24 protein-coding genes, 2 tRNA genes, 1 rRNA gene and 1 other RNA gene are annotated in these 26,640 nt (G+C 73.8%); 14 read left to right on the forward strand and 14 right to left on the reverse strand.

The features are described from left to right. Nucleotides 1–67 precede the first annotated feature (67 nt). Nucleotides 68–2,950, reverse strand: coding sequence for a DNA polymerase III subunit gamma and tau (locus ABZS80_RS10165; protein WP_355055401.1), 2,883 nt, complete (start codon nt 2,948–2,950; stop codon nt 68–70). Between the two features lie 107 nt (nt 2,951–3,057). Beyond that, nucleotides 3,058–3,148, reverse strand: an RNA gene (gene ffs, locus ABZS80_RS10170) — signal recognition particle sRNA small type. Nucleotides 3,149–3,230: 82 nt separating this feature from the next. On the opposite strand from ffs, the gene ABZS80_RS10175 reads away from it, so the two are divergent. Both ABZS80_RS10175 and ABZS80_RS10180 read left to right on the forward strand, forming a co-directional pair. Next, nucleotides 3,231–3,315 (forward strand) — tRNA-Ser (locus tag ABZS80_RS10175). Nucleotides 3,316–3,431: 116 nt separating this feature from the next. Further along, nucleotides 3,432–4,175 (forward strand): 3-oxoacyl-ACP reductase family protein, encoded by a 744-nt coding sequence (locus ABZS80_RS10180; protein ID WP_355055402.1) that lies wholly within the window; start codon nt 3,432–3,434, stop codon nt 4,173–4,175. Here the strand turns inward: ABZS80_RS10180 and ABZS80_RS10185 are convergent. Next, complete coding sequence (locus tag ABZS80_RS10185) at nt 4,165–5,400, reverse strand: MFS transporter (protein WP_355055403.1); 1,236 nt, start codon at nt 5,398–5,400, stop codon at nt 4,165–4,167. The genes ABZS80_RS10180 and ABZS80_RS10185 overlap by 11 nt on opposite strands. 96 nt (nt 5,401–5,496) lie before the next feature. Here ABZS80_RS10185 and ABZS80_RS10190 point away from each other — a divergent pair, with 96 nt between their 5' ends. The 5 genes from ABZS80_RS10190 to ABZS80_RS10210 all read left to right on the forward strand — a co-directional run bounded on the left by ABZS80_RS10190 (nt 5,497) and on the right by ABZS80_RS10210 (nt 10,813). Then, nucleotides 5,497–6,018, forward strand: coding sequence for a winged helix-turn-helix domain-containing protein (locus ABZS80_RS10190; RefSeq protein WP_355055404.1), 522 nt, complete (start codon nt 5,497–5,499; stop codon nt 6,016–6,018). A gap of 53 nt (nt 6,019–6,071) precedes the next feature. Then, nucleotides 6,072–6,686, forward strand: coding sequence for a hypothetical protein (locus tag ABZS80_RS10195; RefSeq protein WP_355055405.1), 615 nt, complete (start codon nt 6,072–6,074; stop codon nt 6,684–6,686). 32 nt (nt 6,687–6,718) lie between these two features. After that, the gene (locus ABZS80_RS10200) at nt 6,719–7,213 is read left to right on the forward strand and encodes a hypothetical protein (RefSeq protein ID WP_355055406.1); all 495 of its coding nucleotides are present in this window, start codon (nt 6,719–6,721) and stop codon (nt 7,211–7,213) included. 47 nt (nt 7,214–7,260) lie between these two features. Continuing rightward, the gene (locus ABZS80_RS10205; protein ID WP_355055407.1) at nt 7,261–9,411 is read left to right on the forward strand and encodes an NACHT domain-containing protein; all 2,151 of its coding nucleotides are present in this window, start codon (nt 7,261–7,263) and stop codon (nt 9,409–9,411) included. Between the two features lie 142 nt (nt 9,412–9,553). After that, the gene (locus ABZS80_RS10210; protein WP_355055408.1) at nt 9,554–10,813 is read left to right on the forward strand and encodes a hypothetical protein; all 1,260 of its coding nucleotides are present in this window, start codon (nt 9,554–9,556) and stop codon (nt 10,811–10,813) included. Between the two features lie 183 nt (nt 10,814–10,996). Here ABZS80_RS10210 and ABZS80_RS10215 read toward each other — a convergent pair. Beyond that, a tRNA-Ser gene (locus tag ABZS80_RS10215) sits at nt 10,997–11,083 on the reverse strand. Nucleotides 11,084–11,158: 75 nt separating this feature from the next. On the opposite strand from ABZS80_RS10215, the gene deoD reads away from it, so the two are divergent. From deoD to ABZS80_RS10230, 3 genes are all read left to right on the forward strand, one after another. Then, complete coding sequence (gene deoD / locus ABZS80_RS10220; RefSeq protein WP_262282614.1) at nt 11,159–11,866, forward strand: purine-nucleoside phosphorylase; 708 nt, start codon at nt 11,159–11,161, stop codon at nt 11,864–11,866. Between the two features lie 113 nt (nt 11,867–11,979). Continuing rightward, on the forward strand, nt 11,980–12,618 hold the full coding sequence (locus tag ABZS80_RS10225; RefSeq protein ID WP_355055409.1) for a TetR/AcrR family transcriptional regulator: 639 nt from the start codon (nt 11,980–11,982) through the stop codon (nt 12,616–12,618). After that, a complete protein-coding gene (locus ABZS80_RS10230) occupies nt 12,615–13,067 on the forward strand; it encodes a thioesterase family protein (protein ID WP_355055410.1) in 453 nt (150 codons plus the stop codon). The genes ABZS80_RS10225 and ABZS80_RS10230 overlap by 4 nt, the downstream gene beginning before the upstream one ends. Before the next feature lie 64 nt (nt 13,068–13,131). On the opposite strand, the gene ABZS80_RS10235 is transcribed toward ABZS80_RS10230, so the two are convergent. The 4 genes from ABZS80_RS10235 to ABZS80_RS10250 all read right to left on the reverse strand — a co-directional run bounded on the left by ABZS80_RS10235 (nt 13,132) and on the right by ABZS80_RS10250 (nt 14,949). Then, nucleotides 13,132–13,581 carry a nucleoside deaminase gene (locus tag ABZS80_RS10235; RefSeq protein WP_192580001.1) on the reverse strand — a complete coding sequence of 150 codons (450 nt, stop codon included), beginning with the start codon at nt 13,579–13,581 and terminating at the stop codon, nt 13,132–13,134. Nucleotides 13,582–13,759: 178 nt separating this feature from the next. Further along, nucleotides 13,760–14,287 carry a tRNA adenosine deaminase-associated protein gene (locus ABZS80_RS10240; protein WP_355055411.1) on the reverse strand — a complete coding sequence of 176 codons (528 nt, stop codon included), beginning with the start codon at nt 14,285–14,287 and terminating at the stop codon, nt 13,760–13,762. A gap of 119 nt (nt 14,288–14,406) precedes the next feature. Then, complete coding sequence (locus tag ABZS80_RS10245; protein WP_355055412.1) at nt 14,407–14,580, reverse strand: hypothetical protein; 174 nt, start codon at nt 14,578–14,580, stop codon at nt 14,407–14,409. A 72-nt stretch (nt 14,581–14,652) separates the two neighbouring features. After that, complete coding sequence (locus ABZS80_RS10250) at nt 14,653–14,949, reverse strand: hypothetical protein (RefSeq protein ID WP_355055432.1); 297 nt, start codon at nt 14,947–14,949, stop codon at nt 14,653–14,655. 209 nt (nt 14,950–15,158) lie between these two features. Here ABZS80_RS10250 and ABZS80_RS10255 point away from each other — a divergent pair, with 209 nt between their 5' ends. Further along, nucleotides 15,159–15,920: a M23 family metallopeptidase gene (locus ABZS80_RS10255; RefSeq protein ID WP_355055413.1), complete on the forward strand. Its 762-nt coding sequence runs from the start codon at nt 15,159–15,161 to the stop codon at nt 15,918–15,920. A 69-nt stretch (nt 15,921–15,989) separates the two neighbouring features. Then, entirely contained in the window at nt 15,990–17,060 is a 1,071-nt protein-coding gene (locus tag ABZS80_RS10260; protein ID WP_355055414.1) for a PHP domain-containing protein, read from the forward strand. A gap of 73 nt (nt 17,061–17,133) precedes the next feature. Here the strand turns inward: ABZS80_RS10260 and ABZS80_RS10265 are convergent, their stop codons facing one another. Further along, nucleotides 17,134–18,105: a DMT family transporter gene (locus ABZS80_RS10265; protein WP_225853994.1), complete on the reverse strand. Its 972-nt coding sequence runs from the start codon at nt 18,103–18,105 to the stop codon at nt 17,134–17,136. A gap of 151 nt (nt 18,106–18,256) precedes the next feature. Here ABZS80_RS10265 and ABZS80_RS10270 point away from each other — a divergent pair, with 151 nt between their 5' ends. Beyond that, nucleotides 18,257–19,927 carry a DUF885 domain-containing protein gene (locus ABZS80_RS10270; protein ID WP_151465167.1) on the forward strand — a complete coding sequence of 557 codons (1,671 nt, stop codon included), beginning with the start codon at nt 18,257–18,259 and terminating at the stop codon, nt 19,925–19,927. Nucleotides 19,928–19,994: 67 nt separating this feature from the next. On the opposite strand, the gene ABZS80_RS10275 is transcribed toward ABZS80_RS10270, so the two are convergent. From ABZS80_RS10275 to nudC, 3 genes are all read right to left on the reverse strand, one after another. Then, on the reverse strand, nt 19,995–21,584 hold the full coding sequence (locus ABZS80_RS10275; RefSeq protein WP_355055415.1) for a DUF6114 domain-containing protein: 1,590 nt from the start codon (nt 21,582–21,584) through the stop codon (nt 19,995–19,997). Nucleotides 21,585–21,664: 80 nt separating this feature from the next. Next, on the reverse strand, nt 21,665–22,255 hold the full coding sequence (locus ABZS80_RS10280; protein WP_355055433.1) for a DUF6230 family protein: 591 nt from the start codon (nt 22,253–22,255) through the stop codon (nt 21,665–21,667). Between the two features lie 412 nt (nt 22,256–22,667). Next, on the reverse strand, nt 22,668–23,591 hold the full coding sequence (nudC, locus tag ABZS80_RS10285) for an NAD(+) diphosphatase (protein WP_355055416.1): 924 nt from the start codon (nt 23,589–23,591) through the stop codon (nt 22,668–22,670). Nucleotides 23,592–23,784: 193 nt separating this feature from the next. Between nudC and ABZS80_RS10290 the strand changes: the two genes are divergently transcribed. Next, entirely contained in the window at nt 23,785–25,599 is a 1,815-nt protein-coding gene (locus ABZS80_RS10290) for a VanW family protein (RefSeq protein WP_355055417.1), read from the forward strand. Nucleotides 25,600–25,674: 75 nt separating this feature from the next. Here ABZS80_RS10290 and ABZS80_RS10295 read toward each other — a convergent pair whose 3' ends face one another. Both ABZS80_RS10295 and rrf read right to left on the reverse strand, forming a co-directional pair. Beyond that, entirely contained in the window at nt 25,675–26,301 is a 627-nt protein-coding gene (locus ABZS80_RS10295) for an NADPH-dependent F420 reductase (RefSeq protein ID WP_355055418.1), read from the reverse strand. A 250-nt stretch (nt 26,302–26,551) separates the two neighbouring features. Then, nucleotides 26,552–26,640 (reverse strand): 5S ribosomal RNA (gene rrf / locus ABZS80_RS10300); the annotation flags it as partial.

The following is a 26,640-nucleotide window of genomic DNA, read 5'->3' on the forward strand; positions in this document are numbered from 1 at the left end:
ACTCGTCTGATCGGCCGCGCCCAGCCTAGTCGGGCGGCGGCACTGCTCCTCGGCGGTCGACGCGCGCTCAGCGCGCGTCCACCTCGTCGATCTTCTCGGCCCCGAACGCCTCGCGGAGCAACTGCACCGCCTGCTCCTCGCTGGACTGCCGGGCGGTCCGCTCGTCGATCACGTCATCCAGCGGTTCGTCTCCCGGGTCGAAACCCTCGTAGGCGGGTGCCGCCGGGGCCGCGACCGCCGACCGGCCGCTGACCGGTCCGTCGTAGTCGGGGTCGTAGGGCGGCTCGCCTGCCCAGTCGACGTCCGCGGTCTTCCGGCTCGCCTGCGCGGCCCGCGGGCCCTTGCTCTGTCCGCCACCGGCGGCGGCCGCCGCCGCAGCCGCCCGGGCCGCCGCGATCGCGCTGTTCTTCGGCGTGCCACCGCCCGCCGGAGACGGCGCCGGGCCCGGCGGTCCGGCCGGCCTGGGTACGGCCGGTGCAGCGACGCCCGACGCGGTGGCAGCCGTCGAGACGGCGGCCGGCGCGGGGGCCGTGGCCACGGCTGCCGCGCCACCCGGGCGGGCGGCCTCGGGCCAGTCGTCCCCGCCCGCACCGGCCGTCGAGGCAGCGTCGTTCCCCGCCGGCTGTCCGGCGCCTCCCGGTCGGGCCGGCTCCGGCCAGTCCTCGTCGTCGTCCCCGCCAGCACCCGTCCCGCCAGCACCCGTCCCGCCCGCGGCCGTCCCGTGTGCGGCCCTCGCGGGGGCGGCCGGACTGGCCTGGGGGCGGGCCGGACCACCGGATGAGTCCGACGCGCGGGCAGCTCCACCGGACGGGCCGGCGGCGTTCCCGGGCCGGCTCCCGGTCGAGCCACCGGCATGGTTCGCCGGGGAGTCGGACGCACCGGCGTCGTCCCCGGGCCGCCCCCCGGCCGAGCCACCGGCGTGGTTCCCTGGCGCGTCGGACGGGCCGGACGGACGGGCCGGCGCGGCATCCGGACCGGACGTCGGGCGTGCCGGGGCCGCGTCGGTGGACGCCGCGCGGGACGAGCCGGAGGGCCGGGCCGGGCCGCCGAGCGAGGCCGCGCCGCGCTCGCCGGCCACCTCGCACCGGATCTGCCAGCGACCGCCCAGCTCCTCGTAGAGCGCGTCGGTGAGCACCGCCGCGTGGTCGGCCATCATCTTCGCCAGCACCGTCGACTTCACGGTCAGCACCAGCGTGTCGCCGTCCAGGTCGCGGACCACCGCGTCGCGCATCAGCGCCGCGATCCGCTTGTTGCTCCGGTTGACCTTGCCGACCACCTCGGCCCAGACCCGGCGCACCGCGACGGCGTCCAGCGCGCCAGCCGGGGCCGCACCGGGCCGCGGCGGCTCCGGGGTGGCCGGATCGGGCAGCACCGCCGAGGCCGGGACCGGTCGCCGGGCGGGAGCGCCGGACACCGGACCGTCGGCCGCCGGGCCGCCGGGCGGCCGTTCGGTCGGGGATCCACCCGGGGCCGGTTGGGCCGAGCCGGCGCCCGGACCGGGCGGGGCGGCCGCACCGGGCTCCGGGTCGGCCTGGCGGCCCGGCCCGGAGCCGCTCGCGCCGGGTTCCGCCGGGCGGCGGGCAGCCGGGGTTGCGCGGGCACCGGCCGCCGCGGCGGCCGCACGCGCCGCGGCCGGCCCGGTCGGGGCGCCGGCAGCCGCCGGCGTGCCGGCGGTCTCCGCGTTGGGCGCGGCGGCAGCCGCGGTCGGGGTGGGAGCCGCCGGGCGTACCTCCGGGGCGGAGGCGGCCGGCGCGGAGCCGGCGGCGGCCGGCGGCAGCCCGGCGCCACCAAGGGTGAGCCGGCGCTCCATGCGCTCCAGCCGCTGGAGCAGGCCACCGGACGAGTCGTCCACGCCGGGCAGCAGCATCCGGGCGCAGATCAGCTCCAGCAGCAGCCGCGGCGCGGTGGTGCCGCGCATCTCGACCAGGCCGTTGTGCACGATGTCGGCGCAGCGGGACAGGGTCGCCGGGCCGAGCCGCTGGGCCTGGGCGGCCATCCGCTCGATCTGGTCGTCGGGGCCGTCGATCAGGCCCTTGGCGGCAGCGTCCGGCACCTGCTGAATGACGATCAGGTCGCGCAGCCGCTCCAGCAGGTCGGAGGCGAACCGGCGGGGGTCGTGCCCGGCCTCCGCGACCCGGTCGACGGTGGCGTACGCGGCCGCGCCGTCCCCGGCGGCGAGCGCGTCGCACATCTCGTCGATGAGGGCGGAGTCGGTGACGCCGAGCAGCGCGGCGGCCCGGGCGTAGCTGACCCCCTCCGGGCCGGCGCCCGCGATGAGCTGGTCGAGCACGGAGAGACTGTCCCGGGCGCTGCCGCCACCGGCGCGCACCACCAGCGGAAAGACCGCCGGCTCGACCGTCACCCCCTCGGCCTCGCAGAGCTGCTCCAGGTACGGCCGGAGCACGTTCGGCGGGAACAGCCGGAACGGGTAGTGGTGGGTCCGCGACTTGATCGTGCCGAGGACCTTCTCCGGCTCGGTGGTGGCGAAGATGAACTTGACGTAGTCCGGAGGCTCCTCGACCAGCTTGAGCAGGGCGTTGAAGCCGGCCGACGAGACCATGTGCGCCTCGTCGATGATATAGATCTTGAAGCGGCTGCGGGCCGGCGCGAAGAATGCCTTCTCGCGCAGCTCACGGGCGTCGTCGACGCCGCCGTGGCTGGCCGCGTCGATCTCGATGACGTCGATCGAGCCGGCGCCGTCGGGGGCCAGCGAGCGGCACGACTCACACTGCCCGCACGGCTCGGGAGTGGGCCCCTGCTCGCAGTTGAGCGAGCGGGCCAGGATCCGGGCGCTGGAGGTCTTGCCGCAGCCCCGGGGGCCCGAGAAGAGGTAGGCGTGGTTCAGCCGCCCGCTGCGCAGCGCCTGCGACAGCGGCTCGGTGACGTGCTCCTGTCCGATGACCTCGGCGAACGTACGGGGCCGGTACTTGCGGTAAAGGGCCAGTGCCACCCGTCCCGCCTCCTCTCGACCGAGCCATTCTGCGCCGGTCGGCCCCGGGTGACCACCCACCACCCCGTGACCTGACCCGCAGGGACGTTACCGGCACCCGGAGACAGAAAGGCCCCCCGTGCACCCGTCAGAGCCCGCTTATCCTTGCTGCCTTCCGGCCCTGGGGAGGTTCACGAGATGCACGCCGCACGGGGGGTGCCGCCAAGCCTACCCGACGCGGGGTGGATCTTCAGGGGGTGGTGGGGTGGCTCGCCGGTCGGGGACCTGTATCCTGGCTCGCGGAGGATTCGCCTAGAGGCCTAGGGCGCACGCTTGGAAAGCGTGTTGGGTTAACACCCTCACGAGTTCGAATCTCGTATCCTCCGCCGTCGACGCAAGGGCCGGCCCCGCTCAGGGCCGGCCCTTCGTCGTTTCCCCGGTCGCTCAACGCGGCGTCTGATCGCCGCCAGACTCTCCGCCCGCCGCCGAGCAGGCTGGTGGCATGAACGGAGTTCTGGACGGAAAAGTGGCATTGGTGACCGGCGGCAGCCGGGGTATCGGGGCGGCGGTGGCGCTGCGGCTGGCCCGGGACGGCGCCGACGTGGCGCTGACCTACGAGCGGCGCGCCGACCGGGCGGCCGAGCTGGTGGAGCAGATCAAGGCAGTGGGGCGGCGTGCCCTGGCGGTGCCGGCCGACAGCGCCGACCCGGCGGCGGTGCGCGCGGCGGTCGACCGGGTCGCCGGGGAGTTCGGCCGGCTGAACGTGCTGGTCAACAACGCCGGGGTGTTCCTGACCGGCCCGGTGACGGAGTTGGGGACGGACGAGGTCGAGCGGACGATCGCGGTGAACGTGCGGGCGCCGTTCCTGTTCGCCCAGGCGGCGGTCGGGCACCTGACCGACGGCGGACGGATCGTGAACATCGGCAGCAACGTGGCCGAGCGGGCGGTGTTCCCCGGTCTCGCGCTCTACTCGATGAGCAAGACCGCCCTGGCCGGCCTGACCCGGGGCCTCGCCCGGGAGCTGGGCGGCCGGGGGATCACGGCGAACCTCGTCAACCCCGGCCCGACGGACACCGACGCGAACCCGGCGGACGGGCCCGCCGCGGAGACCATCCGGGGCTTCACGGCCCTGGGCCGCTACGCCGCCCCGGCGGAGATCGCCGCCGTCGTGGCGTTCCTCGCCGGGCCGGACGGCGGGTACGTGACCGGCGCGACGATCAACGCGGACGGCGGCTTCACGAGCTGACCGGCGCCGCCGGCTGGGCGGTCGATGGTGTGGCCGGTGCGCCGGGACGCCGCCCGCCGCGCAGCGCCCAGCCGGCGAGCAGGACCGCGCCGGCCGCCGCGACCGACAGGACCACCCGGTGGTCGACCAGCTCCAGCAGGCCGGCGCCGGCCAGGACGGCGAGCGTGCCGGGGCCGAAGGTCAGCGTGTTCACGGTCGCGGAGACCCGCCCGACCAGCGCGTTCGGCGTCTCCCGCTGCACGGCGGTCCAGACGGTGATGAGCACGAGCGGCACCCCGAACCCGACGGCCAGGGTGCCGGCGGCCACCGGGACGAGGGCGGGCACGGCGCGCAGCGCCAGCCCGGCGGCGAGGGCCGCGACCGCCACCGCGGTCAGCCGCCGGTCGCCGAGCCGGCGCAGCAGCGTCCCCGCGGCCAGGCCGCCGACCAGGGCGCCGACGCCCTGCACGGTGGCGAGCACCCCGTTGAACTCCGGCGGCCGGTGCAGGCCGGCGTCCACCACGGCGTACGCGACGGCGCCGTTGATCCCGGTCAGCAGCAGCGTGGCGCCGGTGCAGGCGACGAGGTGGCGCAGGGCCGCGTGCCCGCGCAGGTGGCGCAGTCCCTCGGCGAGCTGGCGGTTCCACGGTTCGGGCGGCGGTGGGGGCGCCTCGCGTACCCGGATCAGGGCGAGCAGCAGGGCGGCGAGGGCGAAGGTGGCGGCGTCGAGCAGCACCACGGGGCGCCCGCCGTACGCGGCGAAGAGGCCGGCGCCCACCAGCGGGGCGACGAGCTTCATCCCCTCGTTGACCGTCGTCCGCAGCCCGTTGAAGTCGCCGAGCAGTTCGCCCGGGACCACGGCCGGCACCAGCGCCGCCTCGGCCGAGTCGATCAGCACGAAGCTCACCCCGTACGCGACCATCACCGCGAAGATCAACCAGACCCGGGCGGCGGAGTCGACCAGCAGCAGCACCGGCAGCAGGGCGGCCATGGCCAGGTGCAGGGCGATCAGCAGCGGTCGGCGGCGGAACCGGTCGGCCAGCACCCCGATGAGCGGGGCGACCAGGGTGGGTCCCCAGGTGCCGAGGGTGACCAGCCCGGCCAGGCTGCTCGACCCGGTCAGGTCCTTCACCCAGATTCCGGCCACCAGGAGCATGGCGGCCGTGCCGAAGCCGGACACCAGCACGCCGGCCAGGTAGCGGCCGGCGTCGCGGTTGCCGAGCACCCTGGTCGTACCCCAGCTCATGGCACCTCCCCCGTGCGGTGCGATTCTGTCCACATCCCACTCCCAAGTCAATGCTTGGGGGTAGGTGCGGCGGGTGGGTGCGGTTCAATGGCGGCCGTGAGCACCACCGATCCGCGCCTGCGCGCGCTGGCCCACCCGGTACGACTGCGCATGCTCTCGCTGCTGTGGAGCGCGCCGCTCTCCGCCGCCGCGCTGGCCCGGGAACTGGCCATCTCGCACGCCCTGGCCAGCCAGCACCTGCGCCGGCTGGACGCCGCCGGCCTGGTCGAACTGGCCGACGTGCGCGCCCGGCGCGGCGGCCGGGAACGCCGCTACCGCGCGGTGCGCGGCCCCTGGCTCACCGAGCAGCAGGAGGGGCAGCCGCTGCTCGCCGAGTCGCTCGCCCGCAACCTGCTCGACCGGGTGGCCGACCGCGCCCCGGGGACGTCCGGCGTCACCACGGACGCCGAGCTGTGGGTGTCCCCCGACGCCTGGGCGGCGGCGCGCCGGCGGTTGCACGCGATCATGACCGAGCTGCACGACGCCGCGCAGCCGCCGCACGCTCCCGGTACGGTCCGGGTGGGCGCCACCCTCATGGCCTTCGAGATGACCGACCCGGCACCGGCCGCCGAGGGCTGACCGACCGTCGTACACATGTTCCATCCACAGCCTGTGGACGCCGAGGAGATCGGATGAGTTACCAGCTCAGCGCGGTGGTCGCCGACGTCGAGCTGCTGCGCGAGCAGACCGCCGAGCTGGATCACGCGGTGCTCGCCGCGCTCCGCCAGGACTTCGCGCTGCTGCCGGTCACCCCGCAACTGGTCGAGGAGCTGACCGGCCGGCTGCCGGACTTCGCCACCGGGGAACCGTCGGCGGAGCACCCGTTCCACCTCGTCCTGTCGCCCGCCCTCGGCAAGCTGCTGGCCCGCTGGTCCCGGCGGGGGCCGGTGGCCTACCTGGAGGCGGAGTTCGCCGGCGGGCTGGGCCACCAGGCGGCGGCGGTCTGGCTGGGGGGCGAGCCGAGCTGCGGGCCCTGCTTCGACGATCGGCTGGACCGGCCGCGCGCCGAATGGCCGATCAACGCGGCGCTCGCCCGGCTGGGCGCCGAGCCGGGGCCGTGGATCGACCCGTTCGCCGAGCTGGGGCTGCACCTGGAGCGGGACACGGCCGGCTGGCTGGCGCACGGCCGGCGCGGGCTGTCGGCCGACTACTGGGACGAGCTGGCGGAGGAGTGGGAACTTCGCCAATCCGACCAGCACCAGCAACTGAATCGCCCCGGTCCCGTTGGGGACTGGGGGAATGCATGAAACTGCGACAATTCGGATTCATTGCCGTACTGATGACGGCCGCCTCGATCGCCGGCAGCGGCGTCCGTCCACAGGGGCCGGACGTGCCGGCCCGGCCGGTCGGGGCCGCGGAGGTGGTCAGTCTCCACGGGCTGGGCAACGCCGAGTTCGGCGCCACCGAGGACGACCTGACCCGGCGCGGCGTGCTGCGCACCGACGAGGACGCGTGCGGGCCGACACTGACCGGACACGGCTCGGTCAGCCCGATCTTCGCCGACGACCGGCTCGTCCTGCTCTGGCTCGACGACCCGATGAGCACACCGGAGGGGATCACCGTGGGCACCCCGGTCGACGCGGTGCACGCCGCGTACCCGTGGGTGGTCCGGCTCGACGCTCCACAGGAGATACACCGGTTCGACGGCCTGCTCGCCCGCAGCGGCGACCGGGCGTACCTCTTCCTGCACGACGGCGCCAGCGTCCGGAAGATCATCGCCGGGTACGCGGACTGGGCCCGCCGCCTCTTCGACGAGGGCTACGGCCCCTGCTGACCGGGCGCGGGTTGTGCGCCGGACCGTGCGGACGGTAGAGACGACGCATGCGTCGGGTGGTCATGGTCGGCCTGTCGGTGATTGTCGTGGCCCTGCTCGGCGTGGCCACGAACGTCGCCACCGGGGCGCTGCCCGAGCGCTGGTCCCCGTACCTCTGGTTGGCCTGGCCGCTGGTGCTGCTGCTGGTGGCGGTCCTCGTGGCCATCGAGGTGCACCGCGGCCGGGAGCCGCGGCGGACCGGAACCGCCGGCGCGGCGCGGGCCCGGAAGGTGCTGCTGGAGCGGGTACGCCGCTACTGGGTGACCAGCGTCCTGGACCGGTCCCTGTACGAGGAGGCGCGGATCGAGCTGGGCATCGCCGCCACCGCCGACGACCGCCGGCACCCGTGGAGCCTGCGGGCCAGCCACCGGGACGGCTTCACCGGCTCGCTGGACGACCGGACCTCGATGTCGGCCCTGTTCGACCAGCTCGACCAGGCGGTGGTCATCGTCGGCGCGCCCGGCGCCGGCAAGACCACCACCCTGCTGGAACTCGCCCGGGAGCTGCTCGACCGCGCCGACCACGACCCGGACGCCCCGATCCCGGCCGTCTTCAACCTCTCCTCCTGGGCGACCCTCCGCCGGCCCCTCGACCGGTGGCTCGTCGAGCAGCTCACCGAGCGGTACGGCATCCCGGCGGAGCAGGCGACCGCGTGGGTGGCGGCCGGGGAGATCCTGCCGTTGCTGGACGGCCTCGACGAGGTCGGCGGGCAGCACCGCGACGAGTGCGCGGAGGCGATCGCCGCGTTCCACCAGCGCCAGCCGCTCACCCCGATCGCCGTCTGCTGCCGCCAGGCCGAGTACGCACGACTCCGGTCGGAACTGCCCCTCTACGGCACGGTCGCCATCCAGCCACTGGACCGGTCCCAGATCGAGCGGTACCTCGACCGGCCGGGTCTGAGTGGGCTGCGGGAGGGGCTCGACGCCGACCCCGGGCTGTGGCAGCTGTCCGACTCGCCGCTGATGCTCAGCATCATGGCCCTGGCGTACGCGGACGCCCGCGACGCCGGCGCCGCCCCGGCCCCCACCGGCTCGGGACGCGACCGGCTCTTCACCCGGTACGTCGACACCATGCTGCGTCGCCGGCCGCATCCCCGCTACGGCCCCGAGCGGACGGCCGGTCACCTCGCCACCCTCGCCCGGGTGCTGCGCCTGCGCGACCAGACGGTCTTCGTGCTGGACATGATCGACGAGTCCTGGTCGGCCCGGCGTCCGGCCGCGCCGTGGACCTCGACGGCGCTCGCCCGGCTGCTCGGCTGCGCTGCCCTCGCCGTGCTGTTCGGCACGGCGGGTTGGGCGCTGGGCTCGGTGGCCGGCCTGGTGGTCGCCGGCGGCCTGCTGGCGCTGGCCGTGCTCATGCACGCGGTCAACTACGACGACCTGTTCGAGCTGACCTCGACCATCCGCGACCGCGACGACCGGCGACCGGAGAGCTGGGTGGCCGCCTGGACCACGAGCGTCGCCGAACTGGAACGGCTCATCCAGGTCTCGGCGCTCGCCGCCGGCGCGGCCGTCGGCGTGCTCACCGGCTGGCTCGCCCCCGGCGGGCCGAGCTGGACGGCCGGCCTCGGTTACGGCGGCGGGTTCTTCCTCGCCACGGTGGTCGCCCTGATCGCCCTCGACAGCGCGCAGATCCGGCTGCACTTCCGGCCGCTGCCGCCCCGGACGGGCCGCCGCGAGCTGCCGAGCCCGCTGCTGCGGCAACGGTTGACCGTCATGGCGGCCGATCTCGTCACGCTCGGCGTGATCGTCGGCGTGCTCGGCTTCGTGCCGGTCGCGCTGGCCCGGGGTGCGGCCGAAGCCCTCCGCTTCGCGGTGCTGCTCGGTGCCGGCACCACCCTCCTGCTGTTCACCGTGGTCGCGTTCTCGCCGATGATCGAGCAGGCCCTGGTGCGGCGGCGACTCGCCCGGGAGGGCCTGGTGCCGTACCCGCTGCTGCCGTTCCTCGACCACGCGGTGCAGTGCCTCTTCCTGCGCCAGGTCGGCGACGGCTACATCTTCGTGCACCGGGAACTGCTCGACCACTTCGCCGAGCGCGCGGCGGCCGACCTGCCACTGCCGCGATTCCGCGCCGCCGCGCGGGGCCGGGGGGAGCAGGTACGGCGAAGCGCCGGGGATGTCCCGGGCGCTTCGACGGTTGGCGGTGGCGGCGGGATTTGAACCCGGCCCCCGCGCGCCTGATCGGGCCGGTTCGCCACCCGGGTCACGTAACGAAGATCATCAGTTCGCCGCTGTGCCTACGGACAGGGCTCCTCCTGTCCCGGCCGTAGCAATCCGGCGCGTCCTCCGGCGTAAGGATTCCATGTCTCTGCACCAGCAACGACGCCTCAAGCTGGTCGGTGCACTCGCGGGGAGTGCGCTGACCGTCACCACCGCCAGTCTGCTGCCCGCTGCCCCGGCGGCCGCCGCCCCCGCCCGGGCGGACCTGGTCGTCGCCACCTCCGTCGACCCCGTTGAGGTGCCGGCCAGCGGCGGCTGGTCGGACCTGACCCTCGACCTGCGTAATTCGGGCACGAAGGCCAGCCAGGCCGTGACCGTGGCGGTCACGCTGCCAGCGGGCGCCTGGTTCCCCACCGATGGTTTCGTGATCCCTGCAAGCTGGAACTGTGACCTGCTGGGCACGGCGACGTGCACCCACGCCCCGCTGGCCGCCGGGGAGGTCGGCGACACGCTGAGCATCCCGTTCGGGCTTCCGGCCGGTACCGCCGGCGACACGCTGACCGTCACGGCCACGGCAAAGACCGGCGTGGAGTCGTCGACCGCCAACAACACAGGTCAGGCGACCATGCGCTACATCCCGAGCACCGTTGATCTCGACTTTGAGCCCGCCGCCACCACCCAGCAGCTACTTCCGGGCGAGCAGGCGCAGCTCATCACGTCGGTCCGGAACACCGGGAACTCGCCCTCGGGCGACGTCACCGTCACCACCCCCGTGCCGGTCGGCACGCGCGGCTGGGAGACGTTCAATGAAGGGTGGGACTGCGCGTTCGGCGACGGCGTGGCCGACGGCCGGACTGGCTGGCGGTGCATTCACGCCCCGCTGCGGCCAGGCCAGACAAGCGAGCCGCTGGAATTCGCCGCGACCCTCACCGACGTCACAGTGGGCCAGGTCGTGACGATAGAGGCGACCGCGTCGACGACGTCGACGGAGACCACGCTGGACAACAACACGGCGCGGGACACCGTCACGGTCGAGCAGGGCGCCATCGTGCGCGGCACCGTCTGGGTGGACAGCAACCGCAATGGCGTGCGGGACGCAGGCGAGGGGGGCGCCCCGGTCGGCAGCGGCGGGATCGACCACATCGAGCTGGTCCCGCAGACCTCGGGCCAGCCCGGCTACCTGGTCACCGTCAACCCCGACGGCACCTACGTCGCGTACGCCCGTGCGGGTACCTACCGCCTGGAGTTCTTCGTGCAGGACCCGCACGAGTTCGTCGACTCGGTCGACTCGGACCTGATCTACCACTGGAACGAGACCGGTGGTTACAACAACTACGGATACACCGACTGGTTCGCCGTGGCGACCGGTGACGAGGTCACCCGCGACGCGGGCGTCAACTGACCGCACCTCACCGCCCGGGTGCGTCGGGACATTGCCCAGCGGGCCGGTGGGCTGCTCTGGGGAAAGCCCGACAGAGAAGCCGACATCGGCTTCTCGAGCAGGAATTGAGCTCAGCACCGAGACCACAAGCGGAACGCCCGGCCGATCCTCACGGATCGACCGGGCGTTCGCGCGTCTCACGAGCGGTGGCGGCGGGATTTGAACCCGCGGAGGGCGTAAACCCTCACACGCTTTCGAGGCGTGCTCCTTAGGCCACTCGGACACGCCACCGCCGAGTAGGGTACAGGACCCCGGGTCTGGACGCCGAACCGGTATCCCCGCGCCCGGCCTGGCAGGATCCTTGCCATGAGTACGCACATCGGCGCTGAGCCGGGAGAGATCGCCGAGCGGGTCCTGATGCCGGGCGACCCGCTGCGGGCCAAGTGGATCGCGGAGACCTACCTCGAGGACGCCCGCTGCTACACGACGGTTCGCGGCATGCTGGGCTTCACCGGCCGCTGGAACGGCGTCGAGGTCTCCGTCCAGGGCTCCGGCATGGGCATGCCGTCCGCCTCCATCTACGCCCACGAGCTGATCAACGAGTACGGCGTGAAGACGCTGATCCGGGTCGGTTCCTGCGGTGCCCTGACCGAGGACCTCCAGCTGCGCGACGTGGTGGCGGCCATCGGCTCGTCCACCGACTCGAACATGAACCGGATGCGGTTCGACGGGTTGATCGACTACGCCCCGGTGGCCGACTTCGGGCTGCTGCGCACCGCGGTCGAGGTGGCCGAGCGGCGTGGCATCACCATGCGGGTGGGACCGATCCTGGCCGCGGACGCCTTCTACACGGACCGGCCGGACCTCTACGACACCCTCGCCGATTACGGAGTGCTCGCGGTGGAGATGGAGTCGGCGGCGCTCTACACGATCGCGGCCCGGTTCAAGGCCCGCGCGCTGACCGTCCTGACCGTGAGCGACCACATCAAGACCGGCGAGAAGACCACGTCGCAGGAGCGTGAGCAGACGTTCGGCCAGATGGTCGAGATCGCCCTCGACACCGCCGTCGCCTGACCTCACCCCGATCCGCGACCGCCCCGCCACCACCAGGTGGCGGGGCGGTCGGCGTTACCGGGGTCACACAAATAAATACGACCGGTCGTTCTTGTCTTGGTTACGCTGCCCGCATGACTTCCGACGGCCGCGTCGCCCGCGGCGACCGCACCCGCACCGCGGTGCTCGACACCGCCGTGTCGCTGGCCACCGAGGTCGGCCTGGAGGGGCTCTCCCTGGCCCAGCTCGCCGAGCGGCTCGGGGTCAGCAAGTCCGGCCTCTTCGCGCACTGGCGCTCGAAGGAGGCGCTGCAACTCGCCACCGTCGACCGCGCCGTGACGCAGTGGGAGGAGCGGATCGTCGCCCCGGCCCTGCGCGCTCCCCGGGGCGTCCGCCGGCTGCGCGCGCTGCACGAGGCACGCATCGAGTTCTACGCCGCCCGGGTCCTCCCCGGCGGCTGCTTCTTCGCCAACACCGAGTTCGAGTACAACGCCCGCCCCGGCCCGGTCCGGGACCGGCTCGCCGAGGCGTTCGGCCGGTGGAGCACCTTCCTCGAACGCCTCGTCCGGGAGGCCGTCGAGCTCGGCGAACTCCCCGCCGACCTCGACGTGCCGCTGCTGGCGTACGAGATCGACGCGCTGGGGATCAGCGCCGCGATGCGGTCCCGGATGCTCGACCCCGACGTCACCTACCGGCACGCCCGCCAGGGCCTGCTGAACCGGCTGCGGGCGCTCTGCCCCGACCCGACCCTGCTAACGGAAGGCCCGTCATGAGCCAGACCACCGTCGAGTTCGGGCACGTCGAGCACGTCCCGGTGCACTTCGACGACCTCGACGCCATGGGCATCCTGCACAACGCCCGCTACGCGGTGCTGCTGGAGCGCGCCCTGACGCCGTACTGGGCCGAGCGCGGCGTCGCCTTCCGCGGCGACGTGCACGCCGCTCCCGACGTGTTCCACGCCGTCCGGGAGTTCACCATCACCTACCGCGCCCCGGTCACCGGGGTCGGGCCGGTGGCGGTGCACTTCTGGCTGGAGCACTTCGGCACCAGCAGCGCCCGCTACGCCTTCGAGTTCCGCTCGGTCGACGGCGGCGTCCTGCACGCCGACGGCACCCGGTCGATCGTCCGGCTGGACCCCGCCACCCTGCGCCCGACCGCGTGGACCGAGGCGGCCCGGGCGGTGGCCGCGACCCTGCTGCGCCCCGCCCCCTTGCCCGCCTGAGGCGGCGCGGGCGCGTTAACAGGGGGCCCGTGCTCTACCTGAGGCGTTAAGAAGGGGCCCTTCCTTACCGGAAGAAGGCGCGTAGCAGGGCGGCGCTCTCCGCCTCCCGCACGCCGCCGTACACCTCGGGGCGGTGGGTGAGGCGGCGGTCGCGCAGCACGTCCCAGAGCGAGCCGACGGCGCCCGTCTTCGGCTCCCACGCCCCGAAGACCACCGTCGAGATCCGGGCCAGGGCGATCGCGCCCGCACACATCGTGCACGGCTCCAGGGACACCACCAGGGTGCAGCCCTCCAGCCGCCACCGGCCCAGCCGCTCGGCGGCCCGGCGCAGCGCCAGCACCTCGGCGTGCGCGGTCGGGTCGCCGGTCAGTTCCCGCTCGTTGCGGCCGATCGCCAGCTCGGCGCCGTCCGGCCCGTAGACCACGGCGCCGACCGGGACGTCCTCGACCGCGTCCTCGCCGTCGCCGGGGACCCCGTCCGGGCCGGTCACCGCGACCTCCAGGGCCCGGCGCATCCACAGCTCGTGCCGCTGCCGGCGGCCCGCGCCGTCCGGGTCGGCCAGGCCCTCGTCCGCGCCCGGACCGACCCGTGCCGGCCGGCCGGGGGTGGGCTGCCCCGGGCGTACGGTCTCCAGCGCCGGGTCGGTGGCGTCGGCCGGCTCCGCCCCGCCGGTCCACTGCGGGCCGGGCGGCTCAGACCTCACGAAGCTCCTCGACCTCGTCGGCGCAGCCGAGCACCTGGCAGACCTCGGCGGTGACGTCGGCCGGCATCATCCCCTCGTGGCCGCAGAGGGCGAGCAGCTTCGGCGCGGAGATGCCCAGGTCGGCGAGAAGGTCGGCGTCGCCCACCGGGTCGGCCTCGGGGTCCACGGCCGGCTGCTCGGTCTCCTCGTCGCCACCAGCGGCCGGCCGCGGCTCGTCGGCGTCCTCCAGGCCGGTGACCGAGGTCTTCAGGTCGCCGACCAGCAGCGCGCCCAGCCGGGACTCCTCCGCGTACGCCGAGTCGGAGCCGAAGACCCGCAGGTCCTCCCCCTCGTCCAGACGCAGGATCACCAGGTAGGTGTCGTCGGCCTCGACGAACAGCAGGGAGAGGTCGGCGTCGGGCTCGACGTCGCGCAGCCGGTCGGCCACCTCCTCGATGTCGGTGACCCCCCGCAGGCTCACCTCGTCGGCGGTCCAGGCGCCCTCGACGCGCGCCACGGCAGCAGCGAAGTACGACACGGTCCCCCCAAATTGGCCTCGGCAGCACGCCGACTCGTCACGCGATGCACGTTAACCGGTCGGGTCGGCAGGCGACCGGTCAACGCCCCGAAGGGCCGGTCGAACCTGGAGAAAGTCGGTCAGCCGGCGATGCGCCGGCGGGTCGCGATGAGTTCGCGCAGGCGCTCGGAGCTGGCCCGCTGCTGCGGCCGTTGGCGCTGCCGCACCGTGCGGGCGCCGGCCAGCTCGGCGAGGAGTTGCAGGCGGCGGCGGCTCCGTTCCGGGTCGAGCCGCGGCGGGGTGATCCAGGCCATACCGCGAGCGTGGACCGTCACCGCGCGTACGTCAAGACGGTCTTCGGTGCGCAGCGAAACCGGCACGCACCGTCACCAGAGCGGCCAGTCGCCACTCTGCGCCCAGCGCAGCGCGACGACCGCGGCGGCGATGCTCCAGCCACCCGCCGTGACGATCGCGACCCCGGTGGCCACCCCCCGGTCGCCGTGGCGGACCAGCACCGCGGCGGCCAGCCAGGCCAGCCCGCCGGCGAGCAGAGTCCACCAGGCGTAGCCGGGCACGTCCCGCCCAAGCAGGCCGAACAGCAGCAGCCAGACGAATGCCGTCACCGCGCCGACCGCGACGCCGGCGCCGGTCACCGGGTACGGCTCGCGGTAGCTCGGCCGCATCGGCGCCCCGGACGGGAAGAGCCCCGACGGCGTCCGCGGCAGCGGGCGCACCGGACCCGCGCCGGGCTCACCGGCCACGCCGTGCCACCCGTTCGTCACCACTGCCCCCTTCACGGACCGTAGACGGATCGACGTCACGCAGAGCGACGGTCCCGGACGGACGTGTCTCAGCGTTCGTCCCTACGGTAGTGGTCTGCCAGGATGACCAAATGCGCTCGTCATCGATCGGACGCCGCGCGCGTCCGGCGTACCCGGTCCTGCTGCTCGTGGCGGCGCTGGCCGCCGGGTGCGCCCCCGAGGCCCGGCCCGCCGCGGCGCCGGGCAACTCGTGGCAGAGCCCGAGCGCGCCGGCCACGGGGGCGCAGCCCGCGCCGCCGACCGGCCCCGCCGCGTCGTCCGCCCCACCCACGCCGTCCCCGGCACCGAGCCGCACCGCATCGAGGCACGTCTTCCCGGTCCGCGCCGGCAACGTCGACTACCACCCCACCCACTCCGGGTACCCGGGCACGGACATCTTCGCCGACTGCGGCGAGCCGGTGGTGGCGGTCACCGACGGCGTGATCCTGGAGGTCAGCCGGGTGGACCGCTTCAGCCGGCGGGGGCCGCTCGGCCCGAACAACGGCGGGCTGTCGGTGTCGCTGCTCGGTGACGACGGGGTCCGCTACTACGGGTCGCACCTGAGCGCGATCGCCACCGGCGTCGACGCCGGCGTCCGCGTCCGGGCCGGTCAGCAGCTCGGGAAGGTGGGCCACACCGGCAACGCCAACAACGTCTGCCACCTGCACTTCGGGCTCTCCCCGAAGTGCACCGGCCACGACGACTGGTGGATCCGGCGGGGCGTCGTCTGGCCGGCGAAGTACCTCGACTCGTGGCGCAAGCGGGGCAACCGCGCGCCGGCCGCCGAGGTGACCGCCTGGCAGCGCCGGCACGGCTGCCCCAAGGCGCCGAGCGGCTCCGCCGCGGCCGGCTGACCGCCGTCCACTCCCGACACCCCGGGTGAGACCGCGCGGCGGGCGGCGCGGGCGCGTAGTTTGCAGGGCATGACTGCCCGGGACCCCATCGCCGACCTGCGGCGGATCGCGTTCCTGCTGGAACGGGCGAACGAGGCCACCTACCGGGTCCGGGCGTTCCGGTCGGCGGCCAACGCGCTGGGCGCCCTCCCGGCCGGCGAGGTGGCCGAGCGGGCCCGCACCGGCACGCTCACCGAGCTGTCCGGGGTCGGCGACGTCACGGCCCGCTGCGTGGTCGAGTCACTGGGCGGCGAGGAGCCGGTCTACCTGCGCCGGCTGGTCGCCACCGAGGGCACCGACCTGGACGAGGCCGCGGCGAAGCTGCGGGACGCGCTGCGCGGCGACTGCCACACCCACTCGGACTGGTCCGACGGCGGTTCACCGATCGAGGAGATGGCCCTGGCCGCCGTCGAGCTGGGGCACGAGTACGTGGTGCTCACCGACCACTCGCCCCGGCTGAAGGTGGCCCGGGGCCTCACGGCGGACCGGCTGCGCAAGCAGCTCGACCACGTGGCCGCGGTGAACGAGGCGCTGCCGAAGGGCTTCCGCATCCTCACCGGCATCGAGGTGGACATCCTGGCCGACGGCTCGCTGGACCAGGAGGACGAGCTGCTGGCCCGGCTCGACGTCGTGGTCGGCTCGGTGCACAGCGGCCTCAACGACGACCGGGCGAAGATGACCCGCCGGATGCTGGCCGCCGTCGCCAACCCGCACCTGGACATCCTCGGTCACTGCACCGGTCGGATGGTCTCCTCGCGGCCGGCGGGGGTGACCGGCCCGGGCGACCGGGGGCACCGGGCGCGTACCCGCAAGGAGAGCGACTTCGACGCGGAGGCGGTCTTCGCGGCCTGCGCGGAGCACGATGTGGCTGTCGAGATCAACTCCCGGCCGGAGCGGCAGGACCCGCCGAAGCGGCTGATCCGCCGCGCCCTGGAGGCCGGCTGCCGGTTCGCGATCAACACCGACGCGCACGCCCCCGGCCAGCTCGACTGGCAGCGTTTCGGCTGCGAACGCGCCGCGCTCTGCGGGGTGCCGGCGGACCGGGTGGTCAACACCTGGAAGGCCGACCGCCTGGTGAAGTGGACGGCCGGCCGCGGCTGAGCGCGTCGCCGCCCGCGCCGTGGTGTGGCGGCATCCGGAGGCCCCGGACCCCGCCACCTCGCCGGCCTGGCGGTCAGCGCCCGGCCGGCACCGCCGGACGGGTGGCGGCGGCGGGGACGGACGTCCGCCGGCGCCGGCCCAGCATCCCCTGCGCGACGGCCACGCCGAGCAGCACGACCAGGGCGCCCACCGGCTGGTGCCAGTTCATCCGCTCGCCGAGCACGACCGCGCCGACCAGCACCGCGAACACCGGGATCAGGTACGTGACGGTGGACGCCGTGCTCGCTCCCGCGACCCGGATGTTGCGCAGGTTGATCACGAAGGCCAGCCCGGTGCCGAGCGCGCCCAGCGCCAGCACGGAGGCCACCACCTTCGCGGAGAGCCCGGTGGGCACCGGCGGCGCGCCCGCCACCAGCGGCGCGACCACCGCGAGCTGCGCCGTCGCCACCAGCAGTTGGGCCGCCGACAGCGACAGCCCGGAGTACGCGCTGCCCGCGATGAACTTCTTCTGGTAGGGGATCGCCACCCCGTAGCAGGCCGCCGCCCCGAGGCACATGAGCTGGCCGGTGAAGTGCGACCCGCCGACGCCCTCCCACACGCCGAGCACCACGAGCACACCGGCGAAGCCGAGCCCCAGCCCGACCGCGCGCCGCACGGTCAGCCGCTCGGTGCGGAACACCAGCACCGCCAGCGGAAGCACGATCAGCGGCGTGGTCGCGTTCCAGATGCCGGCGAGCATCGACTCGACCCGCTGCTCGCCGAAGCCGAACAGGGTGAACGGCAGCGCGACGCCGAAGGCGGCCACCACCAGCAGGTGCGCCCAGACCCGGGGCTCGCGGGGCAGCCGGTCGCGCAGCACGGCCAGCACCACCAGCAGCGTCGCCGCGCCGGTGGCCACGCGGTAGAGGGTGAGGTGCAGCGGGTGCAGCTCGGCCACCCCGACCTTGATGAAGAGGAAGCTGGAACCCCAGATCACACCGAGTGCGACGAACCCGGGCAACCAGCTGCGCGCCGGCGCGCGGTCAGGAGTGATATCGGCTGTCACCCCTGACACTCTGCCGTAGGCGTACGACGAAGTCGCGCGAAATTCGGACGCCGTGTCGACCACCACAGCCGCCCGGCGGCACCGGGCCTGCTGCCTCGAACCCGGCGAACGGCGCCGACAACGGGGTTGCCCGGTCACGTAGGGTCGCATCGTGGGACGAATCGATGACCTCGCCAACCGCTACGTGGCCGACTGGGCTCCGCTGAGCCCGACCGGGGCCACCTACGTCGGCATCGCCGGCTACGACGACCAGCTCGACGACCTCTCCCCGGAGGGCTACGCGGCCCGCGCCGACCTGACCCGGCGCACCCTGGCCGACCTCGACGTGACCGAGCCGGACACGGAGGCGGAGCGCACCGCCAAGGAGGCGATGCAGGAGCGCCTCGGCCTGGAGCTCGCCCGCTTCGAGGCCGGCGAGACCGGCAGCGAGGTCAACGTGATCGCCAGCGGTCTGCACGACCTGCGGATGGTCTTCGACCTCATGCCGACCGAGGGCGACGACGCCAAGGCGAACGTGGCCGCCCGCCTCAACCGCTTCGCCGGCGCGCTGGAGGGCTACAAGCGCACGCTGCGCGAGGCCGCGGCGGCCGGCCAGGTCAGCTCGCAGGTGCAGCTGGTCGAGGTCGCCAAGCAGTGCGACATCTGGGTCGACCCGAACGGCGACAACTTCTTCCACGGCCTGGCCGAGCGGCTCGGCGCGGAGGGCGCGCTCGGTGTGGAGCTGCGCAAGGGCGCGGCCGCCGCGACGGCCGCCACGGCCGAGTTCGGGCAGTTCCTCCGCACCGAGCTGGCCCCGCGGGGCCGGCAGAAGCAGGCCGCCGGCCGGGAACGCTACGAGCTGGCCTCGCAGTACTTCCTGGGCGCCCGGGTCGACCTCGACGAGACGTACGCCTGGGGTTTCGCCGAGCTGGCCCGCCTGGAGAGCGAGATGCGGGCGGTGGCCGGCCGCATCGTCGGCCCCGGCGCGAGCATCGACGAGGCGGTGGCCGCCCTGGACGCGGACCCGGCCCGGACCATCCAGGGCAAGGAGGCGTTCCGGGACTGGATGCAGGCGCTCGCCGAGAAGGCCATGAGCGAGCTGCACGGCACCCACTTCGACATCCCGGAGCAGGTCCGGCGGATCGAGTGCTGCCTCGCCCCCACCAGCGACGGCGCCATCTACTACACCGGCCCGAGTGAGGACTTCTCCCGGCCGGGGCGGATGTGGTGGGCCGTGCCGCAGGGCATCACCGACTTCTCCACCTGGCGCGAGGTGACCACGGTCTACCACGAGGGTGTGCCGGGCCACCACCTCCAGGTCGCCCAGACCGCCGTCCGGGCCGACCTGCTCAACCGCTGGCAGCGGCTGCTCTGCTGGGTGTCCGGGCACGGTGAGGGCTGGGCGCTCTACTCGGAGCGGCTGATGGACGAGCTGGGCTACCTGGAGGATCCGGGCGACAAGCTCGGCATGCTCGACGGGCAGGCGTTCCGGGCCGCCCGGGTGATCGTCGACATCGGCATGCACCTGGAGCTGGAGATCCCGGCCGACAACCCGTTCGGCTTCCACCCCGGCGAGCGCTGGACGCCGGAGCTGGGCTGGGAGTTCATGCGGGCGCACTGCCGGGTGCCGGACGAGAACCTGCGCTTCGAGCTGAACCGCTACCTGGGCTGGCCGGGGCAGGCGCCCTCGTACAAGGTGGGCGAGCGGATCTGGCTCCAGGCCCGGGAGGAGGCGAAGGCCCGCAAGGGCGCCGACTTCGACCTCAAGGAGTTCCACCGCCAGGCGCTCGACCTGGGCTCGCTGGGGCTCGACCCGCTGCGCCGGGCGCTGGCCCGGCTCTGAGTGACGACGACGGCCGGGAGTCGGAGGGGTTCCTCCGGCTCCCGGCCGTTTCGCGTGGCCGTCCGGGTCAGGTCAGGTCGAGCTTGAGCACCGGCCGGGCGGTGAGCGACTTCGAGTTCTCGTACGCCAGGTCGATCACCGGGTCGGTGAAGCTGATCGGGATCGGCGAGGTGATCGGAAGGCCGTCCGGGAACGGCAGGTCCGGGGTGAGCGTGATCTTGATGCCGAGCAGGTGCCCGACGAAGCGGGTGGCGTAGAAGGCGACGTCGCCCTCGACGGTGAGCCGGTCGGTGACGTACCGCTGCTTCTTACCGGCCGGACCGGTGGCCAGGAGGGTGAAGTCCTCCGTCACGGCCTTGTCCATGGAGAACTTCAGGCACTTGAGCTTGCCGTCCCGGGTGGGCAACTCGACGATCCCCTCGAATCGCAGCCCGGTCATGGTCACCTTGGAGCCGGTGAGCTTCGACGGCGGGTCCGCGACCATCGGCTGGTCCGGGTCGGCGGCCAGCTTCGGCAGCGGCTTGCCCTCCTCGACCGGCTTCGGCTTCGTCGGCGCCGGGCTGTCGCAGTCGGCGTCCGGCTTCGCCGGGGTGGACGGCGTCGTCGTGGCACTGCCGCTCGGCTTCGGCGTGGCGGTCCCGGTCGCGGTGGCCGCCGGCGCGGCGGCCGCCGCCGGGGCGGACGAGGTGCTGGGGCTGGGCGAGGGCTCGGGGTCGTCGCCCCCGGTGAACAGGTCGGTGATGCCGTCGACGATGTCGGTCAGCAGGTTGCCGTCCGAGTCCTTCTGCTCCTCAGCCGGCTCCTCCTCGGCCGGCTTCTCCTCGGCCGGTGCCGTGCTCGGGCTGGCCGACGCCGACGCCGAGGCCGACGCGCTGGGGCGCGGGGCCGGGGCCGTAGCGGTCGGGCAGGCGGCCGGCGCCGCGACTGCCGGCTCCTGACCGCGGAGCGCGAACAGGCCGGCCGCGGAGACGGTGGCGACGACGAACAGGATCGCGTACGCCCTGGGGTCCCGGTGCCCGCCGCCCCGCGGCGTGTCCGGTCCGACGGGCGGCAGCATCTGGGTGCTGTCGGTGGCGCCGGGCGGGTCCGCCGGAGCGGGCTCGCGCAGCGGGTTACGCGGCTCGGGCAGGGTGTCGGTCAGGACGCCGGTCGTCTCGTCCTCGCGCTGCCGGGGCAGCAACTCGTCGACGAGGGCCGGCTCCGGCTCCCCGCTCGCGTCGTCCTCCTCCGCCGGCTCCACGGGCGCGGCGGGCTCGGCGGCCGGCTGCTTCTGCGGCACCCAGGCGAAGCCGAGGGCGCTGCCGACCATGCCGAGCAGCAGGCCGATGAAGAAGCCGCCGAGGTTCACCCCGATCATCGAGTAGAGCGCGGTGACCGCGGCGACCACCGCGTAGAACATGCGCTGCTGCGGGCTGAACCAGAGCAGCATGCCGCAGGTGAAGAGGATGACCGGGATCAGCCAGGACAGGAAGCCGGTGGGCCCCATCTGGAAGGTGAGGCCGTGGAGGCTCATCTGTGTGGTGCCGAAGATCTCGAGGCCGGCCAGCGCGGTGAAGAGCCCGCCCCAGAACGGCCGCGTCCGCCGCCACCGGCGGAAGTTACGCCACGCCTGGCCGGCCCGACCGGGCTCGGCCTGCTGCGTCTCGGCGGTTGTCACGTACTCCTCCTGGCGGTGCTGACGGCGTGAGACAAGGACGAGGCCCGCGGAGGGCGCCCTCCGCGGGCCTCGACATCAGATCAGAAGCATTCCTTGGCGTTCTTGCCCACGTTGACCTTCAGCTTCAGGCCGTTGAGGGTGAAGACGCCGGCGCTGGTGGACCGCGCCACCTGCTCCAGGCCGGTGATGGTCACCTTGTCCGCGCTCTGGCCGAAGGACTTGGGCAGGACGGGCTGGGCCGGGTTCATGTCGCCCGCGTCGCGGCCGATCTTGATCTTCTCGAACGTGGCGTCACCCTCGAGCGAGTCCATGTCGATCAGCAGGTCGGTGGCGGTCGCCGGCTTGCCGCCGCCACCGGCGTTGATGGTCAGCACGATCGGGATGTTCGGAAGGCTGGCGTTCACCGACTGGCAGAGGTCGTAGAGCTTGGCGTCGGCGATCTCGGAGACGGCCACCGGGTGCTGGATGCCGTCGCTCTCCTTGACCAGACCGCCGTACTGCTTGAAGCCGTTGCCCTCCAGCTTCGAGGCGCCGACCTTGAAGGTCGAGCCCGAGACGGCGAACGAGGCCGCGATGGCGCCGTTGGCCATGCCCAGCACGATGCCGCCGGCCACGACGGTGGCGGGCACCATCACGGCGGCAAAGCGACGCCAACGGGTGCCGCCACTCATCTGGCGGTTCTCCGATTCACTCACAAGGTCCTCCTCGACGGGGGGTGCGTCACCGGCGCGGGACGCGACGCGGGACGGGGAAAGCTGCGGGGCGGCGCGGGCCCGTTGTGCCGACGGACGCGCGGTACGCGGATTGCATGCTCCCGCGAAGCGACACACCTCACAAGTCCCTTGCTACTGACGGGTAACACAGTCGTGGTATCAAGATCGCCCACGGTTACCAACGGTTAACATCCCGATAGCAAGGGGCTCAGGGCAAAACGGCCCTATTACGACAGGAAGACAGAGACGTTTCACCTGTGGTAGCCGTCACGGGCCTAAGTCACAGTTCAATAACGGACAGCTGACAAGCCGCTGAGGGTGATGCCCCGTTCACCCGTCCGGCCGACCCGGCTGACCGTCCGGAGGCCGGTCAGCTCCGGCCGTCCAACCAGGACCCGAGCAGATGGTGGTCGATCGAGTCGATCCGACCTAGCGGGCGCCCCGCCGACACCCGCTCCCGCAGCTCCGCCCGCGTGAACCAGCGCGCGTCCACCAGTTCGTCGCCGTCCACCCGCACCTCGGTGGAGGCAGCCGTCGCACGGAAGCCCACCATCAGCCCGGCCGGGAACGGCCAGGCCTGGGAACCCTGGTACGCCACGTCGACCACCGCCACCCCGGCCTCCTCGGCCAGCTCCCGGCGGACCGCGTCCTCCAGGCTCTCGCCGACCTCCACGAACCCCGCCAGGGTCGACCAGGAGTCCTCCGCCGCGCCCCGGTGCCGGGCCAGCAGGCAGCGCTCCGGCTCACCGGGCGCCTCGACCAGCACGATGACCGCCGGCTCGATGCGGGGGAAGTGCAGCTGGCCACAACCCGGGCCCGTGCAGGACCGGGTGTGCCCGCCGTCGCCCGCCACCGTGGCCGCACCGCAGCCGCCGCAGAACCGGTGGCCCCGGTGCCAGTGCAGCAACCCCCTGGCGTACGCCTGGACGGCCGCCTCGGCCGGCCCCAGCCCGCCCACGAGCGCCCGGACGTCCACCGCCTCGGCCGCACCGGCCAACTCGCACGCCTCGGCCTCGCCCCGGCCGGAGAGGTCCACGGCGAACGCCGCCCGGCCGGAGTCCAGCCCGAGGAACACCGTCTCGTCGGCGGCGGCGCGCAGCCCTGCCGCCTCGGCCCCTGAGCGGCGCACCGGCACCCGATCGGCCGCGACCAGGCACCGGTCCCGCCACAGCGGCAGCAGGGCGCTCTCCGGGTCGGTCAGCCGCGCGGCGACCCACCCCAGGTCGGCGCGCAGCGCCCCCGCCCGGTCCAGCCAGCCACCGCCGTACGCCAGGGTCCGCTCATCCGTCCGCACCCGGCCACCGTCCCACGATCCGGACCGCCGCGGAGGTCCCGCCGGGGTGATGACGGCGACACCGGCGAACGGCGGACGCCGCCGCCCGACAACCCCCCGGGGCGGAGACTGCCGGCCGGCTCGGGCGTTGGTTACCGTAGGTGTCTCCCGTGGGGGAAGCGGTCCCCGCGTGGTACTTCCGATCGAGGTTGCTGTGACGCTGTACGGCGAAAAAGTGCCTTCCGCCGACGACCGGCCCACCGTGAAGGTGAAGGCCGTGAGCTGGCCGGACGTGGAGCCGGAACCGGTCGCCGCACCCGCCGCGGGCGGGCCCGGGAAGTCGGGTCGGTCCCGGGGGCGGATGCTGCTCGCCGGCGGGATCGTCGCCGCCGTGCTGGCCGCCGGCACCGGTCTCGGCGCCTACGCGTACGCCGGCGACGTGCCCCGGGGCACCACGGTCCTCGGCGCCGAGCTGGGCGGTCGGAGCCGCGCCGAGGCGGCCCGGGCGCTGCACGCCGAGCTGGCGCGCCGGGCCGCGACGCTCAACGCCCCGGTCACCGTCACCGTGGGCGAGAAGCAGGCCGAGCTGAAGCCGGCCGACGTCGGGCTCGCCATCGACGTGGACGCCACGGTGGCGGCGGCGGCCGCCGCCGAGGCGCACCCGGTGAGCCGCCTCGTCGGCTCCCGAACCGTCGAGCCGGTCGTGACGGTCGACACCGCCCGCCTCGAGGCCGCGCTGCGAGCGGCGATGGGCAACCAGGGCCGCGAGATGACCATGCCGGCCATCATCTTCACCGGCACCACCCCGAAGCCGGTCTACCCGAAGCCGGCGCTGACCGTCGACGCGGCGGGCGCGGCCCACGTCGTGAAGGCCGGCTGGCTGGCTGGCAAGCCGGTGACCGTGCCGCTGGTCGAGAAGTGGCCGGCGACCACCCGCGAGGAGGTCGACCGGTTCCTCGCCGAGCTGGCCCGTCCGGCCGTCGCGGCACCCGTCACGCTCACCACCGACGGCGGCAAGGTCACCATCCCGCCCGCCGCCATCGCCCGGGGCCTGCGCTTCGCCGCCGACGACGCGGGCAAGCTGACCCCCCGCGTCGACGTCAAGCGGCTGCGGGCCGCGCTCGGCGACGGGCTGGCGAAGCTGGAGGTCGCGCCCAAGGACGCCGGGCTGACCATCAGCGGCGGCAAGCCGAAGGTGGTGCCGGGCCGGGCCGGCCGGCAGGTCGACGCCGCGGCGCTCGGCCGGGACCTGCTCGCGGTGCTGCCCAGGGCGGACGGCCGCACGGTGACCGCGGCGCTGAAGCCGGCCGAGCCCGAGCTGACCGAGGCCAAGCTCGCCGAGCTGGGCATCAAGGAGCGGGTCTCCACGTTCACCACCCGGTTCCCCGGTGGTCTGTCCTCGCCGCGCAGCCAGAACATCGTCCAGGCCGCCAAGGACGTGGACGGCGCCATCGTGCGGCCGGGGGAGACCTTCTCCCTCAACGGCCACACCGGCGAACGCGGCTACGACCAGGGCTACAAGGACGCGCCGACCATCGTCGGCGGCAAGCTTGTGCCGGGCGTGGGTGGCGGGGTCTCGCAGTTCACGACGACGCTCTTCAACGCCAGCTACTACGCCGGGCTGGAGGACGTCGAGCACAAGCCGCACTCGTTCTACTTCAGCCGCTACCCCGCGGTCATCGAGTCGACCATCTTCTGGCCGCAGCTGGACTTCAAGTTCCGCAACAACACCCCGCACGGCGTCCTGATCGACACGTCCTACACCTCCAGCACGATCACCGTGTCGATGTGGAGCACCAAGATCTACGACAGCGTCAAGACGGAGTACGGGCCCCGCCGGAACATCACCCAGCCCAGGACGGTCTACCTGGATCCCGGCCCGAGCTGCATCTCCGCCGCGGGCAGCGTGGGCTTCGCCCAGGACGCCTACCGGGTCATCAAGAAGGACGGCAAGGTCGTGAAGCGGGAGAAGTTCAGCTGGCGCTACGACCCCGAGCCGCGCTTCATCTGCGCCAAGCCACCCGCCTGACGCCCGTCGGGCGCACGCACGGCAAAGCCCCGCCGGCCACATCGCCGGCGGGGCTTTTCCCTGTCGTACGCCCGTTCAGGGCCGCGCCGCGGCCAACCCCTGCCGTACGCCGTCCGCGTCACGGTCGGTGCCGTAGACCGGGGTGCCCGGCTGCTGCCGCCAGCTCTCGTCGAGCGTGCCGGCGTCCACGGGGTCGAAGCCCAGCGCGTCCACGAGTTCCATGACCACCCGCTTGGCCTCGGCGTCGTCACCGGCGACCGGCAACCCGATGCGGTCGGGCGTGCCCGCCGGCTTGCCGCCGTCCATCAGGTACGCGGCCTGGATGTTGTTGAAGACCTTCACCACCCGGGCGCCCTTGAGGTGGTCCGCGGTCCAGCGGCTGGAGCTGAGGCTGCGGTCGAGCAGCTCGGGGATGTCGCCGTCCCGCTCGGGGTAGTAGTTGTCCGCGTCGACGACCAGCTTGCCGTCGAAGAGCGCCGCCGGCAGCTCCGGCACGGCCCGGAGCGGGATGGCGACGACGACCAGGTCCGCGCCCTGGACGGCGTCCTCCAGGGTGCCGGCCGTGGCACCGGTCTCCGCGGCCAGGTCGGTCAGGCTCTGCGGCCCGCGCGAGTTCGCCACCGTGACGTCGTGGCCCAGGGTGCGCAGCCGCCGGGTGAGGGTGCCTCCGATGTGCCCCGACCCGATGATTCCGATCTTCATGACCACTCCTGCCTCCGCCAGCGCCTGGCGGTCAGTTCCGGCCGAACCATCAGCAGGTACCCCCACCGCTCCGCCCCCGATCGTGGGCGGCGGGTACACCACGTCACGTTTTCCGCCCGCCTGACGGGGCAGGCGCGGGCGGTTCCCGCACCGACGGTACGAGACGCGGCAGCGTGCCCGGGGCGATTCACGGAAGCGGGCCACAAACGCAGTCAGGGCCACCCCGAAGGGTGGCCCTGACTGGAAGATTGTCCGGCGGTGTCCTACTCTCCCACACCCTCCCGAGTGCAGTACCATCGGCGCTGGAGGGCTTAGCTTCCGGGTTCGGAATGTTACCGG

The sequence above is a fragment of the Micromonospora sp. NPDC005305 genome, from assembly GCF_040607315.1.
Classification (GTDB): Bacteria; Actinomycetota; Actinomycetes; order Mycobacteriales; family Micromonosporaceae; genus Micromonospora.